At 65.2% G+C, this 22,133-nt stretch carries 16 protein-coding genes and 1 rRNA gene; 1 reads left to right on the forward strand and 16 read right to left on the reverse strand.

The annotated features are described in order from the left end of the window. From G503_RS0110470 to argC, 14 genes are all read right to left on the reverse strand, one after another. Nucleotides 1–116: ribosomal RNA gene (locus G503_RS0110470) — 16S ribosomal RNA — on the reverse strand; the annotation flags it as partial. A gap of 441 nt (nt 117–557) precedes the next feature. Further along, nucleotides 558–1,826 (reverse strand): RNA polymerase sigma factor, encoded by a 1,269-nt coding sequence (locus tag G503_RS16070; protein WP_235715549.1) that lies wholly within the window; start codon nt 1,824–1,826, stop codon nt 558–560. 48 nt (nt 1,827–1,874) lie between these two features. Further along, nucleotides 1,875–2,501, reverse strand: coding sequence for a hypothetical protein (locus G503_RS15715; RefSeq protein WP_051191138.1), 627 nt, complete (start codon nt 2,499–2,501; stop codon nt 1,875–1,877). A 118-nt stretch (nt 2,502–2,619) separates the two neighbouring features. Beyond that, nucleotides 2,620–3,831, reverse strand: coding sequence for a tyrosine--tRNA ligase (tyrS, locus tag G503_RS0110490; RefSeq protein WP_028027534.1), 1,212 nt, complete (start codon nt 3,829–3,831; stop codon nt 2,620–2,622). 255 nt (nt 3,832–4,086) lie between these two features. Next, nucleotides 4,087–6,690, reverse strand: a complete 2,604-nt coding sequence (locus G503_RS0110495) for a U32 family peptidase (RefSeq protein WP_235715550.1) — start codon at nt 6,688–6,690, stop codon at nt 4,087–4,089. A gap of 186 nt (nt 6,691–6,876) precedes the next feature. Beyond that, nucleotides 6,877–7,386, reverse strand: a complete 510-nt coding sequence (locus G503_RS0110500; protein ID WP_028027536.1) for a hypothetical protein — start codon at nt 7,384–7,386, stop codon at nt 6,877–6,879. 164 nt (nt 7,387–7,550) lie between these two features. Beyond that, nucleotides 7,551–9,824 carry a transglycosylase domain-containing protein gene (locus tag G503_RS14850; protein WP_051191139.1) on the reverse strand — a complete coding sequence of 758 codons (2,274 nt, stop codon included), beginning with the start codon at nt 9,822–9,824 and terminating at the stop codon, nt 7,551–7,553. A 280-nt stretch (nt 9,825–10,104) separates the two neighbouring features. After that, nucleotides 10,105–10,785: a hydrogenase nickel incorporation protein HypB gene (gene hypB, locus G503_RS0110510; RefSeq protein ID WP_028027537.1), complete on the reverse strand. Its 681-nt coding sequence runs from the start codon at nt 10,783–10,785 to the stop codon at nt 10,105–10,107. 591 nt (nt 10,786–11,376) lie between these two features. Further along, nucleotides 11,377–12,765 (reverse strand): argininosuccinate lyase, encoded by a 1,389-nt coding sequence (argH, locus tag G503_RS0110515; protein WP_028027538.1) that lies wholly within the window; start codon nt 12,763–12,765, stop codon nt 11,377–11,379. Between the two features lie 9 nt (nt 12,766–12,774). Continuing rightward, on the reverse strand, nt 12,775–14,220 hold the full coding sequence (locus G503_RS0110520; protein ID WP_084636542.1) for an argininosuccinate synthase: 1,446 nt from the start codon (nt 14,218–14,220) through the stop codon (nt 12,775–12,777). A gap of 590 nt (nt 14,221–14,810) precedes the next feature. After that, nucleotides 14,811–16,046 carry an aminotransferase class III-fold pyridoxal phosphate-dependent enzyme gene (locus tag G503_RS0110525; RefSeq protein WP_028027540.1) on the reverse strand — a complete coding sequence of 412 codons (1,236 nt, stop codon included), beginning with the start codon at nt 16,044–16,046 and terminating at the stop codon, nt 14,811–14,813. 9 nt (nt 16,047–16,055) lie between these two features. Then, entirely contained in the window at nt 16,056–17,003 is a 948-nt protein-coding gene (argB, locus tag G503_RS0110530; protein WP_028027541.1) for an acetylglutamate kinase, read from the reverse strand. Further along, nucleotides 17,000–18,292: a bifunctional glutamate N-acetyltransferase/amino-acid acetyltransferase ArgJ gene (gene argJ, locus G503_RS0110535; RefSeq protein ID WP_028027542.1), complete on the reverse strand. Its 1,293-nt coding sequence runs from the start codon at nt 18,290–18,292 to the stop codon at nt 17,000–17,002. Before argJ ends, argB begins: the two co-directional genes overlap by 4 nt. 12 nt (nt 18,293–18,304) lie before the next feature. Beyond that, entirely contained in the window at nt 18,305–19,363 is a 1,059-nt protein-coding gene (argC, locus tag G503_RS0110540; protein WP_028027543.1) for an N-acetyl-gamma-glutamyl-phosphate reductase, read from the reverse strand. Nucleotides 19,364–19,767: 404 nt separating this feature from the next. Here argC and G503_RS0110550 point away from each other — a divergent pair, with 404 nt between their 5' ends. Continuing rightward, nucleotides 19,768–20,196, forward strand: coding sequence for an FKBP-type peptidyl-prolyl cis-trans isomerase (locus G503_RS0110550; protein WP_028027545.1), 429 nt, complete (start codon nt 19,768–19,770; stop codon nt 20,194–20,196). A gap of 243 nt (nt 20,197–20,439) precedes the next feature. On the opposite strand, the gene G503_RS14855 is transcribed toward G503_RS0110550, so the two are convergent. Together G503_RS14855 and G503_RS0110560 are read right to left on the reverse strand one after the other, a co-directional pair. Beyond that, nucleotides 20,440–20,718, reverse strand: coding sequence for a hypothetical protein (locus G503_RS14855; protein ID WP_016310439.1), 279 nt, complete (start codon nt 20,716–20,718; stop codon nt 20,440–20,442). A gap of 247 nt (nt 20,719–20,965) precedes the next feature. After that, the gene (locus G503_RS0110560; protein WP_028027546.1) at nt 20,966–22,111 is read right to left on the reverse strand and encodes a helix-turn-helix domain-containing protein; all 1,146 of its coding nucleotides are present in this window, start codon (nt 22,109–22,111) and stop codon (nt 20,966–20,968) included. Between the last annotated feature and the right edge of the window lie 22 nt (nt 22,112–22,133).

The raw sequence follows: 22,133 nt of genomic DNA on the forward strand, positions 1-22,133 counted from the left end.
TGTTACTCACCCGTTCGCCACTGTATTCCCGGCCGAAGCCGGCTTAACCGTTCGACTTGCATGTGTTAGGCACGCCGCCAGCGTTCATCCTGAGCCAGGATCAAACTCTCCGTTCAAAGTGCGGCCCGGGGGCCGCGACAGATCGCGTGAGTCTCGATTCTGTTTAAAACTCTCCGCGGGGCTCTCCGCCCCGACGGGGTTCAAAGTTAAAGCTTGTCGCTTCGAATGTCCGTCTGACGCCCGAGAGCTCGTCTCGGGCTTCCATCCTCAGTATCCGGTTGTCAAGGTTCCGCGGTCCTTCCGGCCGCCGCCGTCTCTCGCGAGCGGCGCAAGGAATTACTTTACTCGGTTCCATTTAGCTTGTCAACAACTTTTTTCAAACTTTTTGAAAATTTGTTTTCAAGCGATTCTCATGAGTGAAAATCGGAACTGAAGAAAGTTTCGCGATGTTTCCCCTTTCGGCTCGCATCGCTCGCGTTTTCCTCAAGCGCGGGTTAAATATGATACATGGATCACCCGGACAGCGCAAGTGCCATTTCAAACTTTTTCGAAAATTCTTAGGCCCCATGACGCCCGCGACCATGACCATGGCCCCCGCCATTGCCAGAACCACAGTCTTGACCTGAGGATTCCTCGTTTGAATCACTCTCGCAGGTCTTTGCGTGGCACTCGTTAATATGATCATGCAGCTGACGCATCGACATGTCAGCGCACTCTTCAAGAGTATAAGAGGGGTCGAGCGCTATGAGCTCCTGGGCGGCACGGTATCGACCCACACACAGCCCGGCTGCCGCGGCCGCATCGCGCGTAGCGGCATCGGCTCGGTGGCAGGCATGCGTTCCGGGCATCGTAGACAGCGCCTCGCTGCTTTCCGAAAGCAGCTGCTCGCTCAGATTGTCGCTTTCGGCAATGACATTGATGTCGATGAAACCGTCCTCACCCACCGAGGCGGCGAACGCCTCGTTCTTCGCGAGCCGGTCGATAGCGTCGCGGTAGGGGCGGTGCACCACGGCGGCTCCCGCCAGCACGGCGCGGCCGTCATCGTTCAGGCCCTCGGCATCGATGACAATGCCGAGGGGATTCACGACCAACTCAATGGCCGGATTCACGTCGATGTCCACATAAGCCGAGGGGGTTTGGTACACCCCATAGGCGCCGAAAATCGCCAGCACCAGCAACAGACAAGCCGCTAGAGCCGTAAGAGTGCGGGCGCGCGGACGGCGGCGCAGCACGCGGAAGGACGGCTCAGCCGACGGGACCTCCTCCGTGACGCGCTTTTCTTCGATAGCCGCCAGGGTGCGGGCACGCAGCCCTTCGGGCAGGTGCTGAGCGTCGTAGGCTTCGCGCATGCGCTGTTCGAGATCGGTCATGACAAAGCCTCCTTCAGCGTTTTTTTTGCCGCGAGCGATCCAGGAATAGACCGTGTTCAGCGGCGCGTCCAGCATCGCGGCGATTTCAGGGGCCGTGTAGCCTTCGTAGAGCGCCAGATAAACGGGGGTGCGGGGCGGATCGTCGAGATTGTCCATGGCGTCGAGCACCTCGCGCACCCGCGAGCCTGGCTGCGCGGCGGGATCGTGGGACACCGGCTGCGCGGCCGCGACCTCATCAAGGGGCAGATTCTTGGAAGCCGCGGCACGCTGGGCATCGCGACACACGTTGGTGGCGACGCGGATGAGCCATGCCTTGCGATGCTCCTCGTCGTTGAACTGAGCGTCATCGGCGAGGGAGTATTTCAGGAAGGAATTCTGGAAGGCATCTTCAGCGTCGGCCGCACGCCTGAGCGCCATAAGGCAGACGCGCCAGACCGTGTCGCCATGGCGCGTCATCGCTTGCTCTATGTCGTCTGTCGGACGCATTCCGCACAGGGGCGTGCCCTAGCGCATGCAGCCGTGGCCACCGCCATGGTGGCGACCCTGGCTCTGACCCCGGCCGGGGCAGCTGCTGTTGCTGTAGTTATCGCAGATGCCGTCGCCATCGGCATCGGCAAAGCCGGGGCAATTCGCGCCAGCGCCGGCGCAGTTGTCGCAGACGCCGTCGCCGTTGGCGTCGGCAAAGCCGGCACAGGAGCCATTCCGATAGGCGTCGCACACGCCGTCGCCGTCCTCGTCAACGAAGTTGGGGCAGCCAATGCCATTGGCATTGCAGTTATCGCAAATACCGTCACCATCGGCGTCCGCGTAGCCCGCACAAGTGCCATGATGGGCCTCAGGGTGATGGTAGCCGCCCTGCGGCACGGCATTGCGACCGTTGTCGGACCGAGTCGGAGCAGCCGCTTCCGGCGCGGGAGTGGGCGCAGCCTCCTGCTCGGGCTGGGCTGGAGCCTCAGTCTGCGGCGCAGGTTCCACGCTCGGCGCCGGCTGCTCCACCGTGGGCGCGGTGGCAACTGCGGGCCCGGAAGTCGCGCTGCCCAAGGGGCTCGGAGCCAGGGCGGCGAAGGCCACCGCGGGGACGCACAGCGCCACCACAGCAGCGAGAATAATGGCAAAGCTCGACTTCTTCATGATACGGATTCCTCCTCGTGCTCTCTTCTCTCTGCAAGCAACACGATTCAGCGCAGCGAATCCTTGCAAGAAATTTGAAACTTTCTTTCGCCGGGGTTCCCGTCCCAAAAAAGTGCGACTACACGAGGCGGACGAACTTGCGCTTGCCCACCTGGATGACGGCGCCCTCCAGCAGGGCCGGCTCCACGTTGTAGGCCCTGGGGGCCAAAGCCTCGCCGTTGACCTTCACGCCGCCCTGATCGATGAGGCTGCGCGCCTCGCTCACGCTGCTCGCGAGCCCCGCCTGATGGATGAGGCGCGCCACATAGACGAGCCCCTCGTCGTTGGGAGTCAGGTCGGCGGCAAACTCGGCGATGTCCTGGGGAACGGCATGCTGCTTGAACACGAGATCGAAAGCGGCCTCGGCCTCTTCCGCTGCGAGATCGCCATGATAGGCGGCCACGATGTTGCGGGCGAGTGCCCGCTTCACCTTGTTGGGATGCAGCTCGTCGGCCGCCAGCCCCGCCTCGATGGCGTCAATCTCGTCGACGGACTCGGTGGAGGCCAGGCGGTAGTACTTCACCATCAGCTCATCGGGGATGGACATGACCTTGCCGAACATGTCGGCCGGCTCGTCGGTGAGCCCGATGTAGTTGCCGTAGCTCTTCGACATCTTCTTCACGCCGTCGGTGCCCTCCAGAAGAGGCAGGGTGAGGCAGACCTGGGGCTCCATGCCCATCTTCTCCATGAGCTCGCGCCCGGCGAGCAGGTTGAACAGCTGATCGGTGCCGCCCAGCTCCACGTCGGCCTTGATGACCACGGAGTCGTAGGCCTGCATGACCGGGTAGAGGAACTCGTGCAGGCTGATGGACTGGCCGGACGTGTAGCGGTTGTGGAAGTCGTCGCGCTCCAGGATGCGGGCCACGGTGAAATTCGCCAGCAGCTTGAGCAGGGACTCCATGTTCAGATCGAGGATCCATTCGGAGTTGTAGCGCAGGACGGTCTTCTCGGGATCGAGGATCTTGAAGGCCTGATCCACGTAGGTCTGGGCGTTCTCCTTGATCTGGTCGCGGGAGAGCTGCGGGCGCGTGGAGTTGCGGCCGGACGGGTCGCCGATGAGCGCGGTGCCATCGCCGATAATGAGGGTGACCTGGTGGCCCAGATCTTGGAACTGGCGCAGCTTGCGCAGGGGCACCGCGTGGCCGATGTGGATGTCGGGGGCCGTCGGGTCCACGCCAAGCTTGATGTTCAGGGGCACGCCGCGCTTCAGCTTCTCCAGAAGCGCGGCCTCGGGAACGATGTTCGCCGTACCGGACTTGATGATGTGCAGTTGTTCCTCAGGAGTAAGCATGAAGCACCCGCTTTTCAGTCTCTGTGTACCTATATATAAGCGTAGGGAATTCTAGCACAAGGGAAAACAAAGCGGCTCAACGCCAAGGCGCCGAGCCGCTGGGGCGCACCGGATCAGCCTTGCGAGGCCCATCGCGCCAGGCGCAACGGCCCCGCCTCCGGCAATGGAGCTGGGCGGAAGCGATTAGCTCACGCCGCGACAGAGGTGGCCCGAGGCGAAAACCCCGAGCCGCTGGCGTGGCGCAGGAGCAGGCGGCTAGGAAACGCCGCGGTAGAGGTGGCCGGAGGTGGTGTTGGGCATTTTCGCGATGGCGTTGCCGTCGTTTTGGGCCACGTGCAGGGCGCGGATGGCGCGACCGACGGCGTGGGCGGTTTCCTCGGCGTTCATGAGGGTGGCGTCCACCATGAAGGCGGAGATGCCGGCGGCCATGAGCTCGGGCATGGACGAGGCCACGTCCAGCTCCACGGCGTTGTACAGATGGCTGCGGCCCATGGCATCGGTGATGACGGGGAACTCGAAGCCCTTGCGATCCTTGAGGAAATGGGGGCTCTTGCGGCGGGGACAGGTGGCGCAGTCCTCGTTGCAGGGGCCCTGGCTCATGAGCATGCAGTGCTCGGTGACCATGAGCTCGGTGGCGCCGATGAGCAGCACGCCCAGCTCCAGCGGGGCATCGTGGGCAAGGTCCTCGATCTGGCGCAGGGTAAGCTCAGGGGAAAGCCACACGCGCTCGGCCCCGTACATCTCGCGCACCGTGCGTAGGGCCAGCTCGTTGGTGACGGGCACGTGGGCGCCGACGCTGATGAGCGCCCCCTCCTCGTCGGCCCGCTCCAGGGAAGCGAGGCTCTCGGCCATGAGCGGCTTGCCCTCATCGGCGTACTTCCACACGTCGTAGGCCACAGCGGCCTCGCGGGACAGGCCGACGGCCTCGTGATCGACCACGGGCATGATGGGAATGCAGCCCTTGGGATAGCCGGCCTGCTCGGCGGCAGCGTTCTTCTGGCCGGCGATGACCGCCTCGCCCCGGCGGTAGTTGAGGGCCGGCACGTAGATGAGATGCGCCCCGGCGCGCTTGGCGGCGCGGGCGCAGGCGGGGTTGGTCACGGTGACGGCGATGCGGCAGCCGGACGGGTGAGCTGCGGGCAAAGGCTCGCGATCGGCCACCCGGGGCAGGCGGCGATCGGCCCAGGGGGCGTTCAGCGCTGCGGCGAGATCATCGAGAGCCCGGGCCCGCACGCCGTGAAGGGCCGAGAAGCCGATGCCGACCCCGTCGTCCATATCCACCGTGAGGCGCACCAACTGGAAGGGGGTGTTGCCCAGGCGGTCGATGTGGGCCGCCACGTCGTCGAAGGAGACGGGGCGGGTGCGGGCCGTCTCCACCGGCGCGCCCTCGGCGCTGCCCACGGGAACTTCGGGAAGCACCTGGAGACGGCGGGCGATGGCCGCCGTGGCGGCCAGGCCGTCGGCCGTCCCGCTGTCGAGGGCCTCGGTCAGAGAGCCGTCGTCGATGAAGCCGACCTGCCGCAGATCGGCCACCGTCGCGGGGCGGAACTCCACGGCGAGGGGCTCCCCCACATGGAGCGTGGCCACGCCCACGATGGGAACCCGGGGCTCGCGAGCATCGTCGGTGAAGGCGGCCTCGGCGCTGCGCACGCGGAAGACGCGGTCGCCGGCACGCACCGTGCGCGTCTTGCTGTCGAGGGGGATGTGGTAGCGGCCCTTCCGATCGGTGCGCACGGGGCCCAGGGTGGCCACGGCGTTGCCCTTGCGGGTCCAGAATTCCAGCACGTCGCCCTCGGCCAGGACCTGGGAGCTGTTGAGGAAGGCGGCCCCGTCGCGCACCTCGTCCACCCGGCCGAGGAACAGACCGCGATTGTTGGGGCGCTGGTAGCTCATGATGGCATTGCCGCGCTCCCCCTCCAGATAGGCCGTGGTGAAGCCGCGGGAGAAGGCCTCGGTCAGGCGCGTGCGGTCGTCGTCGGTGACCGGCGCCGTGGGAACGGAGGCCTCGACCGCATCCTCGGTGGCATCTTCGGCCGCTCGGGCGGCCAGGGCGCCGTCGAGGGCCTTGCGGTAGACGGCCACCACGGCGGCCACGTACTCGGGGGACTTCATGCGGCCCTCGATTTTAAGGGAGGCCACGCCGGCCTCCACCAGCTGGGGCACCATATCCACCGTGCAGAGATCCTGGGGCGAGAGCAGATGATCGCCCGGAGAGGGCAGGCTCTTCTGCAGCGCGCCGTTCTTCAGCTCGTAGGGCAAACGGCAGGCCTGGGCGCACATGCCGCGATTGGCCGAGCGGCCGCCGATCATAGAGGACATGAAGCACTGGCCGGAATAGCACACGCAGAGCGCCCCGTGGGCGAAGACCTCCACTTCCATGCCCTCCTCGGCCGCGGCGGCGCACAGCAGCGCCACCTCGGGCAGCGAGAGTTCGCGAGCCAGGGTGATGCGCTCGGCGCCCAGGCGGGCCGCCGCCCGCACACCGGCCAGATTGTGGGTGTTCATCTGGGTGGACAGGTGCAGCGATGCCTCGGGCAGCGTGCGGGTAATCTCGGCGGCCAGGCCGATATCCTGCACGATGAAGCCGTCGGCGCCGGCGCGGTAGGCCTGGCGCACGCACTCCAGCGCCGCATCCACCTCGCCCGGCAGGATCACCGTGTTCATGGCCACATAAACCGAAACGCCGCGCAGGTGCGCATAGGCGCAGGCTTCCCGCAGCGTATCGATGGTGAAGTTGTCGGCACCGCGCCGCGCATTGAAGGCCTCGAGCCCCAGGTACACTGCATCGGCCCCGGCCGCCACGGCCGCGTGAAGCGCCGCCTCATTGCCGGCGGGTGCCAGCAGTTCAACTTTTCTCACTCTTTTACTCCTCATCATAGGTTCGCCCAAGGAAGGCAGCGAGGGCCCGACAGGTGCCCAGATCTGTGCTGAGCCGCAGCCGAGCGTACTTCGTACGCGAGGGCAAGCGGTGAAGCGCAGAGGCAGGTGCCTGTCGGGCCCGCAGCGTCGGCGTTCTCGTCGTTGCGTTGGCAACAACGAGACAAATTAGTCCTCGTTCAGCTTCAGGGCCTGCTCGTCGGCGGCCTTCAGCTGATCGATGCCCTTGTTGTAGGTGTCCTGCACCGCCTTGATGCGATCATCGTAGGTGGCGTAGTCGAAGGGGTGCTCGTCGGTGGCCGCGCTGATCTCGGTGTACAGATCCACGTAGGCGTTCAGTGCATCCTTCAGGGTATTGCAGCCATCCACATAGTTCTTCTGCAGGTCGGCCATGGCGTCGGGCGTGTCAATGGCGGATAGCTCATCGATGGCCTTGTAGGCATTGTCGGCCTGGGTGCGCATGGTCACGGCGTCGCCGCGGGACACCGCGTCGTTGAAGCTGGCGAGACGCTCGTTCAGATCCTCCATGGCCAGGTTCACCTTGGTCATGTAGGTGCGGTTCGCCTGCTGCTGATCGGTGGCGCCCGTGTTCGGCGACATGCAGCCGGCCAGCACGCTCAGCATCAGCACTGCGCCGCAGGCCGCGGCAAACATCCGGGTGATCATCGTTCGGTTCATGGGGCTCTCCCCTCGTGGTGCCCAAGGCACCGTCGCTCGTTTTCGTTCCTTCAGCAAGCACCGGCAACCCGGTGCCTCGTTCGTTCTCGTTCATGATAGCAGCCCTTCTCACTTGAGAAGGGCCGCCGTCACGGTATCGCAATATTTACCACGGTTGGCGCAAGCTAGGCAGCTGGGGCCTCGCCGCTCCCACCGGAGCCGTCGCCGTTCCCGCCGGGATTGTCGCCGCCGGGGTTATCGCCGCCACTGGGGTTGTCTCCCCCGCTCGGGTTATCGCCGCCCCCGGGGTTATCGCCGCCGGGATTGTCGCCGCCGGGGTTATCGCCGCCACCCGGATTGTCATCGCCCCCGCCGGGGCTGTCGTTACCACCACCGGGAGTATTGCCACCCGGGTTCTCGCTCTGAGGACCATCGGGCTCCTGAGCGTCCCCGGGCTGCGGCTCTTCCTCGCGCTGCCGGATATCGGTGTCGTTCTTGTCCTTCTTCGGCGAATAGTAGCCGCCAATATGGTTCTCCTCGTCGCGATAGTCCTTCTTGTACTCGGGCTTCTTCGCCTCGAAGAACTTCTCGATCTTGTCGGAGGAGATCACGCGATCGATGAAGTCGGCGAACACGCTGGCCGCCGTCTCAGATACCCATTTCGCCTTCGCGTAATCGCTGCGGTCGCCGAGCCAGATAGCCACAGAATACTGGGGCGTGATGCCACAGAACCAGGCGTCCTTGCGGTCATCGGTGGTGCCCGTCTTGCCACCGGCCTCCTGGCCGTTGCTCGGGCGTGCCGCCTTGCCGGTGCCGTCGTCGATGACCACTTCCAAACAATCGATGGCAGCCCGAGCCTGCTCCTTGGTGAACACGCGCTCGCCCTGAGGATCGGAATTGTCCACGATCACGTTGCCGTTGCGGTCCTCGATCTTCACGATGCACTCGGCCTCGTAGTGCACGCCGCCATTGGCCACCGTGGCATAGGCCTCGGCCATCTGAAGCGGCGTCACCGAGGCGATGCCCAGGGTAAGGCCGGCCACCGAGGGCAAATCTGAGGTGATGCCCATGGACTTCGCCGTTTCAATCACCTTGTCCACGCCCACGGACAGAAGCAGACGGATGAACGCAGTATTGGACGACACGCCGAAGGCGCTCTTGATAGTGCGCGTACCGTAGTCCTGCTTGTTCACGTTGTAAACTGGCTGGCCGCCAGCCAGGTCAACCTTGTAGCCGGCGTCGATGAGCGTGTCGGGGTCGATGCCCTCCTTCAGTGCCGCCATCAGCGTGAACAACTTGAAGGCCGATCCCGCCTGACGACCCGAGCCGCCCTCGCCCGTGGCCATGTTCACCTGGGAGGCGTTGTAGTCGTGGCCGCCCACCATGGCATCGATGTAGCCGTTGTTGGGATCCACCACGGCCATGGACACCTCGAAGGGCTCGCCGGCCTCTTCCTCCTTGGCCCGCGCCGCCTCATCGGCCGCCTGCTGCACCTCCACGTCCAGCGTGGTGTACACCTTCAGACCACCCTTGAACAGCTCGGAGGTGGAATAGGCGTACTTGCCGTCGGGATCGGTCAACTGGTTGCGCACGTAGCTGGTGAAGTAGGGATAGGCCACAATGCCGGTCATGGACGGCTCGGAGGGGTTCAGCTCGATGGGTTCGGCCTTCACCGCGTCGGCCTCTTCCTTGGTGATCACGTTGTTGGACACCATGCGGTCGAGCACCGTGTTGCGGCGCTTCAGGCAGTTCTCCGGATAGTCGATGGGATTGTTGTAAGTCGGCGACTGGGGAATGCCCACGAGCGTGGCAGCCTCGTTCAGGGTGAGGTCCTTCGCGTCCTTGGAATAGTACCGCTCGGCCGCCGCCTCGATGCCGTAGGCGCCGCTGCCGTAGTTGATAGTGTTCAGGTACATGAGGAGGATCTCGTCCTTCTCATACTGTTCTTCCAGCTTCTGGGAGATGTACATCTCGCGAATCTTGCGCTTGAACGAGATGTCGCGCATCTCGTCCGACAGGATGGTGTTGCGCACGAACTGCTGGGTGATGGTGGACGCGCCCTCGAGCGCGCCGCCCATGAGGTTGTTCACGAGCGCGCGAGCCACACCCAGGTAGTCGACGCCGGCGTGGCTGTAGAAGCGTTCGTCCTCGGTGGCCACCGTGCCCTTCAGCACGTACTCGCTCACCTGGTCGAGCGTCACCGGCTCGCGGTTCTCCAGCTGGAATTCGGCCAACAACGTGGTGCCGTCGGAGGCATACACCATGGTCGGCTGCGCCGAGTTGTACGCATCGGCGTTCTGATAGTCGGGCAGATCCTCCAACCACGAGTTGCATAGGGTGAACACCCCGAACACGCCCGCGGCGATACAAGCGACGAACACCGACAGAATGCCGAGAACGATCGCCTTCTTATTCTTTGTTTTCGTGCCTTTACGGCCCTTGATTGCACGGGAACCCACGAAATACCTCCATCATTATAGGTGATCGCCATTTTAGCATCGCCAACCATCCCCCACGACTTCGGCACATCTCCTCGGGAAAAAGCACAGAGCCGCCCAGGCAATGAAGGGCACCAAGGGTGAGGGCGAGTCGCTGCGGATAATCGAAAGCGGAGGGCGCTTCGACCCACCCGGGCCCCTAATTCTCCGGCGCACGTTTTGCGCCGCCTCGCTTGCCTTCCCATGGAAAGGGCCGGATTGCCCCGGCCCTTTCTGTCGTGTATGGAAGTGAGGAAGCCGCCTAGGCGCGCACCTTCTCGGCGCGCTGGGTCTGCAGCCAATCCGCCACCGCGCCGATACCCTCATCAGTGCGGGCGCTGGTGACGAAGATCTCCAAATCCGGGTTCAGAGCGCGAGCGCGCTCGGTCAAGCGCTCCATATCGAAGTCCTCGTTCAGGGGAAGGTAGTCGCACTTGGTGACGATGAGCGCGTCCACGGCGGCGAACATGGGCGGGTACTTCATCACCTTGTCCCAGCCCTCGGGGACACTCAGCAGCATGACGCGGGTGTGGGCCCCGGTGTCGAAGTCGGCCGGGCACACGAGGTTGCCGATGTTCTCCAGGAACAGGTAGTCGAAGTGCGACCCCGAGAAGGCGGCAAAGGCGCGCTCCACCATGCCCATCTCCACGTGGCAGACGCCCAAGGTGTTCAGCTCCACCGAGGCCACGCCGGCCTCCTTGATCTTGAGGGCGTCTACATCGCTTTCCAAATCGGCTTCGATAACCCCGAGGTCGACCACGCCGCGGCGGCGCAGCTCGGCGATGAGAGCGAGCAAGAGCGTGGTCTTGCCGGCGCCCGGCGAGGCCATGACGTCCACGAAAAACGTACCCTCGTCGGCTCGGGCGGCGCGGAAAGCGTCGGCGGCCTCGTCGTTGGCGGCCAGGATGTTCTTCTTCACTTCGATGATGCGTCGCTGCTCCATGATGCTCTCCCTCGCTTGGGGGCAGCAACGACCCCGCTGGCGGGGCGGCCGCGCCCGAATATCGACTCCTCATGTTACGGGCCATCATACCCCATGGACACCGATGCGACCCTGAGCGCTCCTTCTTCATGCGTAATCAACCCGGTCAACGCAAAAGAGGAACCGCGAGACCCGTTCGGTTTTCGAAACGGCCATTTTTGCGCAACAAACTCCGATAAGTAGACACTTCCTCGCGATCTTCTATCGCAAGGCGTCATCATCCATGAAGAAACACCCGTTCGGCGGCGACACTCCACGACGGATTCCCGCATTTTCCCCACTTTCCGCATCCCCTCTGTCTACCTATCGGAGTTTGTTGCGCAAAAAGCAGCGTTAAGAAAACGAGACCCCATCGCCTTGGCACAGGAGACGATGGGGTCTGAGGATACGCGTCAGGTCGAAACCAAGGCGCGGTATCAACGAAAGGCGGCCGAGGAACGGAAGGCGCGGCACGCCGCAGCTACCCTGCTCCGCCCAGATCGGCAGCCACGCCCGCAACGGGATGGGAGCGCGGCGGCGCGTCGCCAACTGGCGGGCCGCCGCCCTGCTCCCCTACAGGCGAATCTGGTCGGCCTCGTAGGCCCGCTGAGCCTCTTCCAGCTGCTGGCGCACAGCCACCGGAGCGGTGCCGCCGTAAGTGGTACGCGCCTCCACGATGGCCTTCAGATTCAAACAGCCGGCGATGTCGGCTTCGAACAGATCGCTTTCGGCCTTGAAGTCGTCCAGCGCGAGGTCCTCTAAGTCGCAGCCGCGCTTGTCGCACAACAGCACCAAATGCCCCACTACCTCATGGGCCTGGCGGAAGGGCATGCCCTTCTTCGCCAGGTAATCGGCCACGTCGGTGGCGGCCAGGTAGCCCTTATGGGCCTGGGCCATCATGGCCTCGGGATGCACGGTCATGGTCGCCACCATGCCGGCGGCGCACCGGTAGCAGTCCTCCAAGGTGTCGGCGGCGTCCATGGCGCCTTCCTTGTCCTCCTGAAGATCCTTGTTGTAGGCCAGGGGCAGCGACTTCAGCGTCATCATCAGGGCCACCAGATCGCCCACCACGCGTCCGGTCTTGCCGCGAATAAGCTCGGCGAAGTCCGGGTTCTTCTTCTGCGGCATGATGGACGAACCCGTGGCGTAGCTGTCGGCCATGGTGATGAACCCGAACTCGGAGGTGGACCACAGGATGAGCTCCTCGGCCAGGCGCGACAGGTGCAGGCTCGACACGCTGCACGCGTACATGAGGTCGAGCAAAAAGTCGCGATCGGACACGGCGTCGAGCGAGTTGGGAATGGGACGGGCAAAGCCCAGCGCCGCCGTGGTGGCAAAGCGGTCGAGCGGGTAGGTGGTACCCGCCAGCGCCGCCGAGCCCAGCGGGTTGGCATCGGCCGCCGCGCGGGCAGCGGCCAGGCGCTCGAAGTCGCGCGTGAGCATCCAAACGTAGGCCAGCAGATGGTGGGACAGCAGTACTGGCTGAGCGTGCTGCAGGTGGGTGTAGCCCGGTAGAATCACGTCGAAGTGCTTCTCAGCCGCCTCCAGCAGCGCCGCGCGCAGGGCCAGGTTCGCGTCCATGAGGTCGCTCGCCCGCTGCTTGGCGTACAGGCGTGTATCGGTGACCACCTGGTCGTTGCGGGACCGCCCCGTATGCAGCCGCGCCCCCGCATCGCCGATGACCGCCGTCAGCGCGCTCTCGATGGACATGTGAATGTCCTCGTTGTTGATGTCGAAGGCGAAGGTGCCCTCCTCGATCGCAGCTTGGATGGCGGCGAGCCCCTCCTTGATGGCAGCGGCATCCTTGGCGCTGATGACGCCCTGGGCCGCCAGCATCTGCCCATGGGCCACCGAGCCGGCCACATCCTGGGCGTACAGTTTCTTGTCCACGGGCAGCGACGCCCCGAACCGCTGGGTGAAGGCGTCCGCGCCCTTTTCGAATCTCCCCGACCACAGTGCCATGATATCTCCCTATGCCAGTGCCTGGGCGGCGTCTTCCAGAATTTCCTCGGCGGCCTCCACCACGGCACTGTCCTTGCCGTAGGCGGTGTTCGCGAGGTTCACATCGTCGTAAGAGGGCATCCGCGCGCCCGTGGCAATGCGGTTTTTGGCCCACACTTTGCAGGACAGGCCGTGGATGTCGATGAAACCCTTGGCCGCCTGATGGTCGAAGGCGTCATCGGCATCGTAGGTGGCCAGGCCGAAATCGTACAGCGAGAACGGGCTCTTGCGCCCCACCACGGTGCAGCAGCCCTTGAAGAACTTCAGCTTCACGATGCCGGTCACGCACTGCTGAGTATGGGAGAGGAAGGCGTCGAAGGCCTCTTTCAGCGGCGAGAACCACAGGCCGTTGTACACCTGCTCGGCCCAGGCCTGCTCGATGCCCAGCTTGTGATGCAGCACGCCCCGCTCGAGGCACAAGTCCTCCAGGGCCTTGTGGGCCTGAATGAGAGCCAGGCCGCCGGGCACCTCGTAGCACTCCCGGCTCTTCACGCCCACAAGCCGGTTCTCCACCATGTCGATGCGGCCGAAACCGTTGGAGCCGGCAATGTCGTTCATGGCGTAGATGATGTCGAGGAAGGCTATGGGCTCGCCGTTCAGCGCGCAGGGAATGCCCTGGTTGAACTCGATTTCCACATAAGTGGGCTCATCGGGGGCCTGGGCGGGGTCAACGGTCATGGTGTAGATGTCCGCGGGCGGCTCGCGCCAGGGGTCCTCCAGCACACCGCACTCGATGGCCCGGCCCCACAGGTTGTCGTCGATGGAATAGGGTTTGTCGGTGGTGGCGGCCACGGGCACGCCATGGGCGGCAGCCCAGGCGATCTCGTCGGCCCGGCAGCCCAAGTCCCAGTTGCGCACCGGAGCGATGATGGTGAGCGCCGGATCGAGCATGAGCACCGAGGACTCGAAGCGCACCTGGTCGTTGCCCTTGCCCGTGCAACCATGGGCCACGTACTTGGCGCCGAACTGGTGCGCCACCGCCACCAGATGCTTGGCGATAAGCGGCCGCGACAGCGCGCTCACGAGCGGATACTTGTTCTCGTACATGGCGTTGGCGGCCATGGCGCAGGCGAGGTACTCGTCGGCGAAGGCCTCCCTCATGTCCACCACGGCGCAACCGATGGCGCCCGTGGCGAGCGCCTTGGCCTTGATGGCCTCGAGGCCCTCGTGTTCCTGGTCCAAGTCGCCCACCACGGCGATGACGTCGAGGCCGTATTCCTCCTGCAGCCACTTGATGCACACCGAGGTGTCCAGGCCGCCGGAATAGGCGAGCACGCACCGCTCCTTCTCGCCGGCGGCCGGAGCCGCCGCGAGTTGGGGCGCGTCGTGCAGCGACGAGGCGGGAGCTGCCAAATCGGGCTGGCCCGCGCTTGCGGAAACGGGCAGGGGGTTCTGGGACAGGGGATTCTGGGACATGATCGTGCCTTTCTTGCGAGGATGGTGCCGACAGGGGGACTTGCCCGGTTCGCAAGGACGCGATTCAAGAATGAGGGAGATGGCACACCACGGCAATCTTTCGGACCCGGACGGCCCGCGTTCTGGCCCGCCGGAATACTGACGAGCCACGGGGGATGCAACCCCGCGCGTTCGTCTGCTTACGCGCTACGGCGTCGCAGACCGCACGTACGTCGGCGTCGGTCAGCGAATGCCATGGTGAAAGAAGCGAGGACATCGGCACACAGCACGGCCGCAGCGTTGCTGCTAGCGGCCGAAGCGATATGTGCTGCTGCGTGCATCAAGTGCGATTCCTCTCTGAAGTGCCCAGCCATCCGAGTTATGGAGCCTGCGCCCCTGGCTGTGCAACTGACGGCATTATGCCCCGAAATCATGATCCGTCAACCCAGAATAAGAAAAAATCTGCGGAAACGGTGCAAATTCATTGTGCAAAGCACTGTGCACGTGCACAAAAAATTGGTCGATTTACCTGGTAAATTATTCCCCGCCACAAAAAAGCGGTGCTGCTTTTTGTGCAGCACCGCCCTGCGAACACTGAAGATGTTCATATTTTACAGCAGCTGCGCCAACTTCTCTGCCAGCACGTCCACCTCGGCCTCGGTGCAGATGAGCGGAGGCAGAAAGCGCAGGGTGGCCGGGCCCGTGGCGTTCAGCACGAGGCCGGCTTCCAGACCGGCGGCCACCACATCAGGAGCGGACGGCGCCTCGTGGGTGAGGTCGATGCCGTTCATGAGGCCGAAGCCGCGCACCTCCTGCACGTGGGGCAGGCTGGCCAAGCGCTCGCGCATATAGGCGCCCACCTCCTGGATACGGGCCGCCGTGCCCGGGGCCAGCAGGGTGGAGAGCGTGACGTGGGCCGCGGCCATGGCGATGTTCGAACCGCCGAAGGTGGTGCCGTGATCGCCCGGCGCATAGGCCGCCGCGATGGAGGCCTTCGCCGCGCAGGCCCCGGCCACGATGCCCGAGGCGATGCCCTTGGCCATGGTGACGATGTCGGGCAGCACGTCGAAGTTCTGGAAGCCGAAGGGCAGGCCGGTGCGGAAGATGCCGCTCTGCACCTCGTCGCAGATCATGAGCGCCCCATGCTCGGCCGTGAGCCGGCGAATGGCGCCGATGAACTCCTCAGTGCAGGGGTGCACGCCGCTCTCGCCCTGGATGCACTCGATCATCACAGCACAGATGCGGTCGCCTTGGGTCGCGAACAGGCGCTCGAGGGCCTCCACATCGTTGATAGGTGTAGAGGTGAAGCCGGCCGGCAGCGGCTGGAAGGCCTCCTGCTTGGCGGGCTGGGCCGTGGCGGCCAGGGTGGCCAGGGTGCGGCCGTGGAAGCTCTTGGCCAGGGTGACGATGAGGCGCGGGGCATTCTCACCGTCGAGCCCGGCTGCCTCGGAACGGCGACGGGCATAGAGACGCGCCAGCTTGATGGCGCACTCGTTGGCCTCGGCGCCGGAATTGGCAAAGAAGGTCTTCCACGTCTCCGGATGCTCCTCGGGAGCGTCGGCGTTCAGCATATTCGACAGTAGCTGGGCCACTTCCCCACGGTGCTCGATGTAGTAGTAGTTGCTCACGTGGATGAGCTTGGCGGCCTGGTCGCTGACGGCCTGCACGAGGGCGGGATGGCAGTGGCCGAGGCTGCACACGCCGATACCCGAGAGGAAGTCGAGGTACTCCTTGCCAGCGTCGTCCACGAGCACCATGCCGTGGCCTTCCACGAATTCCACGGGCTTGCGGGCGAAGGTGCCCATCACGTATTCGGCCTCCAGGGCCATTTCTCGGGCGAGGGTCATAAGGGGCTCCTAACGGTTCTCGATGAGCTTGGCTGCGAACTTGCCGACCGGGGACAAATTCAGGCATTGGGACGAGGCCAGGCCGGTGACCATGGTGCCCATGCCGGAGTCGGTGAGCATTTCCAGCAGGAGGGCGTGAGGCACCTTGCCGTTGATGATGTGAGCGCCGGCCACGCCGGATTCCAGGGCGCGCACGCAGCTCGTGAGCTTGGGAATCATGCCCGAGGCCAGCTTGTCGCCGCGGATCATGGCCTCGGCTTCCCCCAGCGACATCTCGGCGATGAGCGAGGCCGGGTCGGGGTAGTTCTCGTAGACGCCGTCCACATCGGTGAGGAAGATGATCTTGTGGGCGCCGATGGCCGCTGCGATGTAGCCGGCCGCGATGTCGGCGTTCACGTTGTAGCAGCCGCCGTCCTCGCCGATGGCGATGGAGGCGATGACGGGAATGTAATCGTCGGCCACCAAATCCTCGATGAGCGGCGTGTTGATGCGGGTAATCTTCCCCACACGGCCCAACCGCTCGCTGGCCTGCTCGGCCACGATGATGCCGGCGTCAGTGCCGGAGACGCCCACGCCCATGTTGCCGTGGGCGTTCATGGCCTCTACCAGCTGCTGGTTCACTTCCCCGGTGAGCACCATGCGCACGAGGTCCATGGCCTCCTCGGTGGTGACGCGCTGACCGTCGACGAATTCCACCGGGATGTTGAACCGGTCGAACACGCGGTTGATGGCCTTGCCGCCGCCGTGGACGAGCACCGGGTTGATGCCGATGATCTTCAGCAGCACGATGTCGGCCATGACCTCGGCCGCCAGCTCCGGGTTTTCCATAGCCGAGCCGCCGTATTTGATGACGATGGTCTTGCCCGTGACCTGCTTGATCCAGGGCATGGCCTCGTAGAGGATTTCGCCGGCGGTAGAGGAAACGCCCTCGGCGCGGGCTTGCATGGCGTACTTCATGAGCGGTAGTCTCCATTGATCGTCACGTACTCGTGGGAGAAGTCGCAGGTCCACATGGTCGTGGACTCCTCCCCCGCATGCAGGTCCACTTCGATGGCCACTTCCGGCTCCTCGAAGCGACGCAGCGCCTCTTCCTCGTCGAAGTCCACCACGAGGCCGGCGCGGCACACGGGCAGCCCCAGTATATCGATATCCACGTCCTCCTGGTTGAAGCGGGCCCCCGAACGTCCGAGGGCGGCGGCAACGCGGCCCCAGTTGGCATCGTGGCCGTATACGGCGGTCTTCACGAGCGGCGAGTTGGCCACCGTGCGGGCGGCCGCGTCGGCATCATCGGCCGTGGCGGCTCCGCGCACGGTGACGGTGATGAGACGCGTGGCTCCCTCGCCGTCGGCAGCCATGGCACGGGCGAGGGTGGTCGTGAGCTCGTCGAGGGCCTCCTGGAAGGCGGCGAAGGCCGGGGTGCCCGGAGCGAAAGTGGGACCGCCCGGGGCAGCCGCGCCCGAGGCCAGGGCGAAGCAGGTGTCGTTGGTAGAGGTATCGGAATCCACGGTGACCTTGTTGAAGCTGCGGTTTACCGAGGCCGTGAGGGCCGCCGACAGGTCGGGCGGGGTAAGGGGCACATCGGTGGTGATGACGGCGATCATGGTGGCCATGTTCGGCATGATCATGCCGGCCCCCTTGGCCATGCCGCCCACGGTGAACGTGGCGCCCGGATGTCCGATGCCGTCGCCCGAGAAGGTGACGGCGCCGTGCTTGGGGCGCGTGTCCGTGGTCATGATGGCCCGGGCCGCCGCGAGGCCCTGGGCCGCGCGCGCCTCGGGCCCGTCGGCCGTGGCCAGGGCCGCGAGAGCCGCCGGCACGCCGGTGGCGAAGGGCTCCAGGCGCAGGTGTTGGCCGATGACGCCCGTGGAGGCCACGAGCACCTCGTCGGCCGGACAGCCCACAGCCTCGCCCACCAGCTCACAGGTCTCGCGGGCCGCTTCCAGGCCGCGCTCGCCGGTGGCGGCGTTGGCGATGCCCGAGTTGATAACCACAGCCCGGGCGCAGCCGTAGGCCGGCTGGCCGGGCGCGCCCTCGTCCAGATGCTCGCGGGACACGCGCACCGGGGCGGCGCAGAACACGTTGGTGGTGAAGGTGGCCGCCGCCGCGCAGGGCTCGTCGGCCACCACGAGGGCCATGTCGAGCCGCTCGGGATCGGGACGGAAGCCCGCATGGGTGCCGATGGCGCCAAAACCGAGGGCGCTGGCAGCGTTGCCCTCGGGATGATAGGTGAAGGTGGTCTCTGCCATGGGATTCGCTCCTTAGACGGGGTTGGCGATCTCTTCTAAACCGCAAGTTTCGGGCAGGCCGAACACGATGTTGGCGCACTGCACGCCCTGGCCAGCAGCGCCCTTGCCCAGGTTGTCGATGGCGCCCGTGGCCACGATGAGGCCCGCGGGGTGCACGGCCACGCCCACCTGAGCGCGGCAGGTGCCAGCCACCGAGGCGGTGCGGGGCTGCACGCCGGCGTCCATGACCGACACGAGGGGGCTTGCCGCATAGAAGTCGCGGTAGAGGGCCACGAGCTCTTCGGTGCTGGGAGCAGCGCCCAGGGCCAGTGGCAGCGTCACCGTGGACAAGAGGCCGCGGTTCAGCGGGGCCAGGTGCGGGGTGAACACGAGGCGACCCTGCAACCCCAAGATCTGCTCGATCTCGGGGGTGTGGCGATGGGTGCCCACGCCGTAGGCCTCCATGTTCTCGTTGGCGAAGCAGAAGTGCGTGCGCTCGGTAGCCTTCTTGCCCGCGCCGGTCACGCCGGACACCGCATCGGCCACCACGGGCGCCGCGGCGTCCACGAACCCCGCGCGGATAGCGGGGGCGGCGGCCAGGGACGTGGCCGTGGGGTAGCAGCCGGCGCAACCCACGAGCACCGCCTCGCCGGCCGCGCGGCGCTCGGCCGCAGCGGCCAGCTCGTCGCCGGTGAGCTCGGGCAGGCCGAAGGCGGCCTGGGCCAGAAGGTCGGGGGCGGTGTGGGGCGCGTACCACTGCTCGTAGACGGCCGGATCCTTCAGACGGAAGTCGGCCGACAGGTCGATAACGGTGACGCCGGCGGCGATGAGATCGCCGGCCACGGCCATGGCGGCCTTGTGGGGCACCGCGAGGAACGCCACGTCGCAGGCGGCCAAATCGGTCTCCTCGTGGGTGGAGAACGCCAGGTCGGTCACGCCGGTGAAAGCCGGATAGGCCTTGGCGATGGGGGTGCCAGCCAGGGCATCGGAGGTGGCGGCCACCAGCTCGAACTCGGGATGCCGCGCCAGAAGGCGCACTAATTCGATGCCGGCAAACCCGGCCGCTCCCACAACTCCCGCTTTATAGGTCATAGCGACTCCATTCCTTGGGCTGCCCATGCGTTCCGCATTTTCTTGAGCGCATGCACAAAGATGAGCTTTTCGGTTGCTCTTTCATAATACTCCACCAGCAAGCCCCTGGGGAAGTTGTCGCGAAAAAGGGCAATTTCAGGCGCTCTTTCAGCGAGCAGCAGCTCACTCGACGCGTTTTTGTCCAAGACTATGAACTGGGAAAATACAGAGAAATACCAGCTAAATGCCCACTTTTTCATCGGGACAAAAACGCGTCGAGTGAGCTAAACGACCCCCTTCTTGCGCCTGTGAGTGCGCGCAAAGGCGCTGTTTGTGACAACTTGGAGCAGCTTGCACCCCCGTCGGCTCCGCACGGGCTCCTTCCGTTAGACTAGAGCGCACATCTTTCGGAAAGGAGCTCACCTATGAGCAACAAAGGCAAGAAGGTCAAGGTGCACTACACCGGCACGCTGGATGACGGCACGAAGTTCGATTCGTCCGTGGACCGCGGCGAGCCCATCGAGTTCACCTGCATGGCCGGCCAGATGATCCCCGGCTTCGACGCCGCCGTGGAGGATATGGCCGTGGGCGAGAAGAAGACCGTGCACATCCCGGCCGCCGAGGCCTATGGCGAGCGCAACGACGAGATGGTGCAGAAGGTGCCGGTGGACCAGATTCCCAACGCCGACCAGCTGCCGGTGGGCCAGACCGTGTATATGATGGGCCCGGGCGGCCAGCCCTTCCCCGTGTTCGTGGAGTCCATCGAGGACGGCATCGTCACCTTCGATATGAACCACGAGCTGGCGGGCAAGGACCTGAACTTCGACATCGAGCTGGTGGAGGTGGAGGACTAGCCCTTTTTGGCTCGTTTCGCTTCTCCGGGGAGGAGGGTGGCGGAGGGGCGCCGTGCTCGGGCAGTCCTCGCTTGGGGAAACAGTCCACAGGACTGTTTCCGTCGCTGCGGAATCTGCGCGCGGACCCCTCCGCCACCCTCCTCCCCTACCGTATTCATAACGAGGCCCCGTCGGCACGATTCCGGCGGGGCCTCGTCGCGTTCGGGGAAATCTCCCGATGGGCGGTAGCGCGGGCCGGCACGCCTAGGCAAGCGCCTCTTGGGCGGGAGCGAACGTATCGGAAGCGGCAACGGACGTTGCGGACTTCTGAGGGAAGAGGCCCTTGAAGGCGTTGGGCAGGGCGGCCCAGATGCCGACCTGGGGCACGGCGTCGGCCTCCACGAGGGAACACACAGCGTCGGAGGCGACTTTTGAGCTGATGCCCATATGCGCAAAGCGCTGCTCCAACTTGGCGCAATAGGCGGCGTCGGCGGCATCAAGGTTGGCAATGGCGGAAGTGGCCTGATCATTGAAGAGTTTCATGGTGGTTCTCCTTTCGACGCCGCCTAGTTTAGGGGCAGGATGAGGGTCATCGTTTAGTCGATCGGACGAACCATCGGGCAGCTGATTGTGCAGACGCACAACGAGCGCCGGTGATGATATGCGCAGCTGGGCACAAGCCGAGGAGCTCGCAGCGGTATCGCGGCGCGCGAGCAGCGGGGCGCAGGGACGGCGCGGGAGCGGGCGGGCGCGGGCGGGCGCCCGTTCCCTCCCCAGCGCGGGACCGGGCTCAGGCCAGGTACACCAGCTGCAGGAGAGCCGCCAGCTCGCGGTCGGTGAGGTCTTGGACGGCCAGAACCTCCTTGATCTTCTTCAGGCGGTAGCGCACGGTATTGGGATGCTGGAAGAGCGCCTCGGCCGTGCGGCTCACCTCGCCGCAGGCAGCGGCAAAGGCCTGGGCGGTGACACCCAAATCGCTGTCGTGCTCGGCATCGTAGTCGAACAGCAGCGAGCGCATGAGATCGGCCGAGCGGGCGTAGAGCCGATCGGTGCGGGCAGCAGCGCGGAAGGCGTCGAAGCGCAGGGTGGTCCAGCGCACGATGCCGCCCTCGACGTGAGCGGTGCGCAGGGCGGCCATGGCCTGGCGCAGGGCCAGATCGCCCTCGCCGAGGCTCACCTCCTGACTGATGCCGCACACGAGGGGGCCGGCCGTGGCGATACACTTCGCCAGGTCGGCGTCGGAAATGGCGATGGCCTTCAGCGGCGGCCGCTTAAAGGAGACAAAGCCCAGGATCATGGCGCGGTAACGGCAGACGAACGTGCGCTCCACATCGCTCCAGCGATCCCCGTAGGCAGCGAGCACCCCTTCCACCACCTTCTGCAGGGCCCGCAGCGAGGCATCGTCCTCGGTGACCGCCTGGATGGCCAGGCACTGAATAGTGGCCCCCGTCACCCCGGCGATGGTGAAGAAGGTGGAGCGCACGGCCTGCTCATCGGAAGGAGCCAGCATAAGGTCGATAAGGTGGTTGCGCTCCCACTCGGCCGCATCGTCGTCAAGGGCATTCATGAGGTCAGCAATGACGCGCTCCATGTAGCGGCCCTCGTAGAAGAACACGGGCACGCCGCGCTCGGCGGAGGCGGCGACCACCTTCTCGGGGAGAACCCTCAACGCCACGGGCTTCACGGCGACGGCGGCCACATCGCGCTCGATGAGCGCCAGCAGCGCCTCCTCGGCCAGATCGGGATGCATGGCGGCGAAACCGAGCGTGGTGAAGATGAACTCGCCGCGCTCGAAAAGGTCGTAGCTGCCCGTGAAAGGCTCGTGGTCCAGGGTGCCCACGCCCACCACCTCGCGGGATGCGGCCCCCTCGCAGGGTGCCGCAAGCCAAATGCGATCGAAGGCCCTCATATTCATGACGTCGCCGACGGTGATCACGGCCGCACCCCTCTCTCGTTGC

This window comes from Adlercreutzia mucosicola DSM 19490 (assembly GCF_000422625.1).
GTDB lineage: Bacteria > Actinomycetota > Coriobacteriia > Coriobacteriales > Eggerthellaceae > Adlercreutzia > Adlercreutzia mucosicola.

Excerpts from the sequence above, each read along its gene's own strand:
- G503_RS0110520 (WP_084636542.1), bottom strand. The coding sequence starts at position 14,220 with ATGTCCCAGAATCCCCTGTCCCAGAACCCCCTGCCCGTTTCCGCAAGC.
- argH (WP_028027538.1), bottom strand. The coding sequence starts at position 12,765 with ATGGCACTGTGGTCGGGGAGATTCGAAAAGGGCGCGGACGCCTTCACC.
- argJ (WP_028027542.1), bottom strand. The coding sequence starts at position 18,292 with ATGGCAGAGACCACCTTCACCTATCATCCCGAGGGCAACGCTGCCAGC.
- G503_RS0110525 (WP_028027540.1), bottom strand. The coding sequence starts at position 16,046 with ATGACCCTCGCCCGAGAAATGGCCCTGGAGGCCGAATACGTGATGGGC.
- G503_RS14855 (WP_016310439.1), bottom strand. The coding sequence starts at position 20,718 with ATGAAACTCTTCAATGATCAGGCCACTTCCGCCATTGCCAACCTTGAT.
- argB (WP_028027541.1), bottom strand. The coding sequence starts at position 17,003 with ATGAAGTACGCCATGCAAGCCCGCGCCGAGGGCGTTTCCTCTACCGCC.
- argC (WP_028027543.1), bottom strand. The coding sequence starts at position 19,363 with ATGACCTATAAAGCGGGAGTTGTGGGAGCGGCCGGGTTTGCCGGCATC.
- G503_RS0110500 (WP_028027536.1), bottom strand. The coding sequence starts at position 7,386 with ATGAACCGAACGATGATCACCCGGATGTTTGCCGCGGCCTGCGGCGCA.
- G503_RS15715 (WP_051191138.1), bottom strand. The coding sequence starts at position 2,501 with ATGAAGAAGTCGAGCTTTGCCATTATTCTCGCTGCTGTGGTGGCGCTG.
- G503_RS0110550 (WP_028027545.1), top strand. The coding sequence starts at position 19,768 with ATGAGCAACAAAGGCAAGAAGGTCAAGGTGCACTACACCGGCACGCTG.
- G503_RS16070 (WP_235715549.1), bottom strand. The coding sequence starts at position 1,826 with ATGACGCGCCATGGCGACACGGTCTGGCGCGTCTGCCTTATGGCGCTC.
- tyrS (WP_028027534.1), bottom strand. The coding sequence starts at position 3,831 with ATGCTTACTCCTGAGGAACAACTGCACATCATCAAGTCCGGTACGGCG.
- hypB (WP_028027537.1), bottom strand. The coding sequence starts at position 10,785 with ATGGAGCAGCGACGCATCATCGAAGTGAAGAAGAACATCCTGGCCGCC.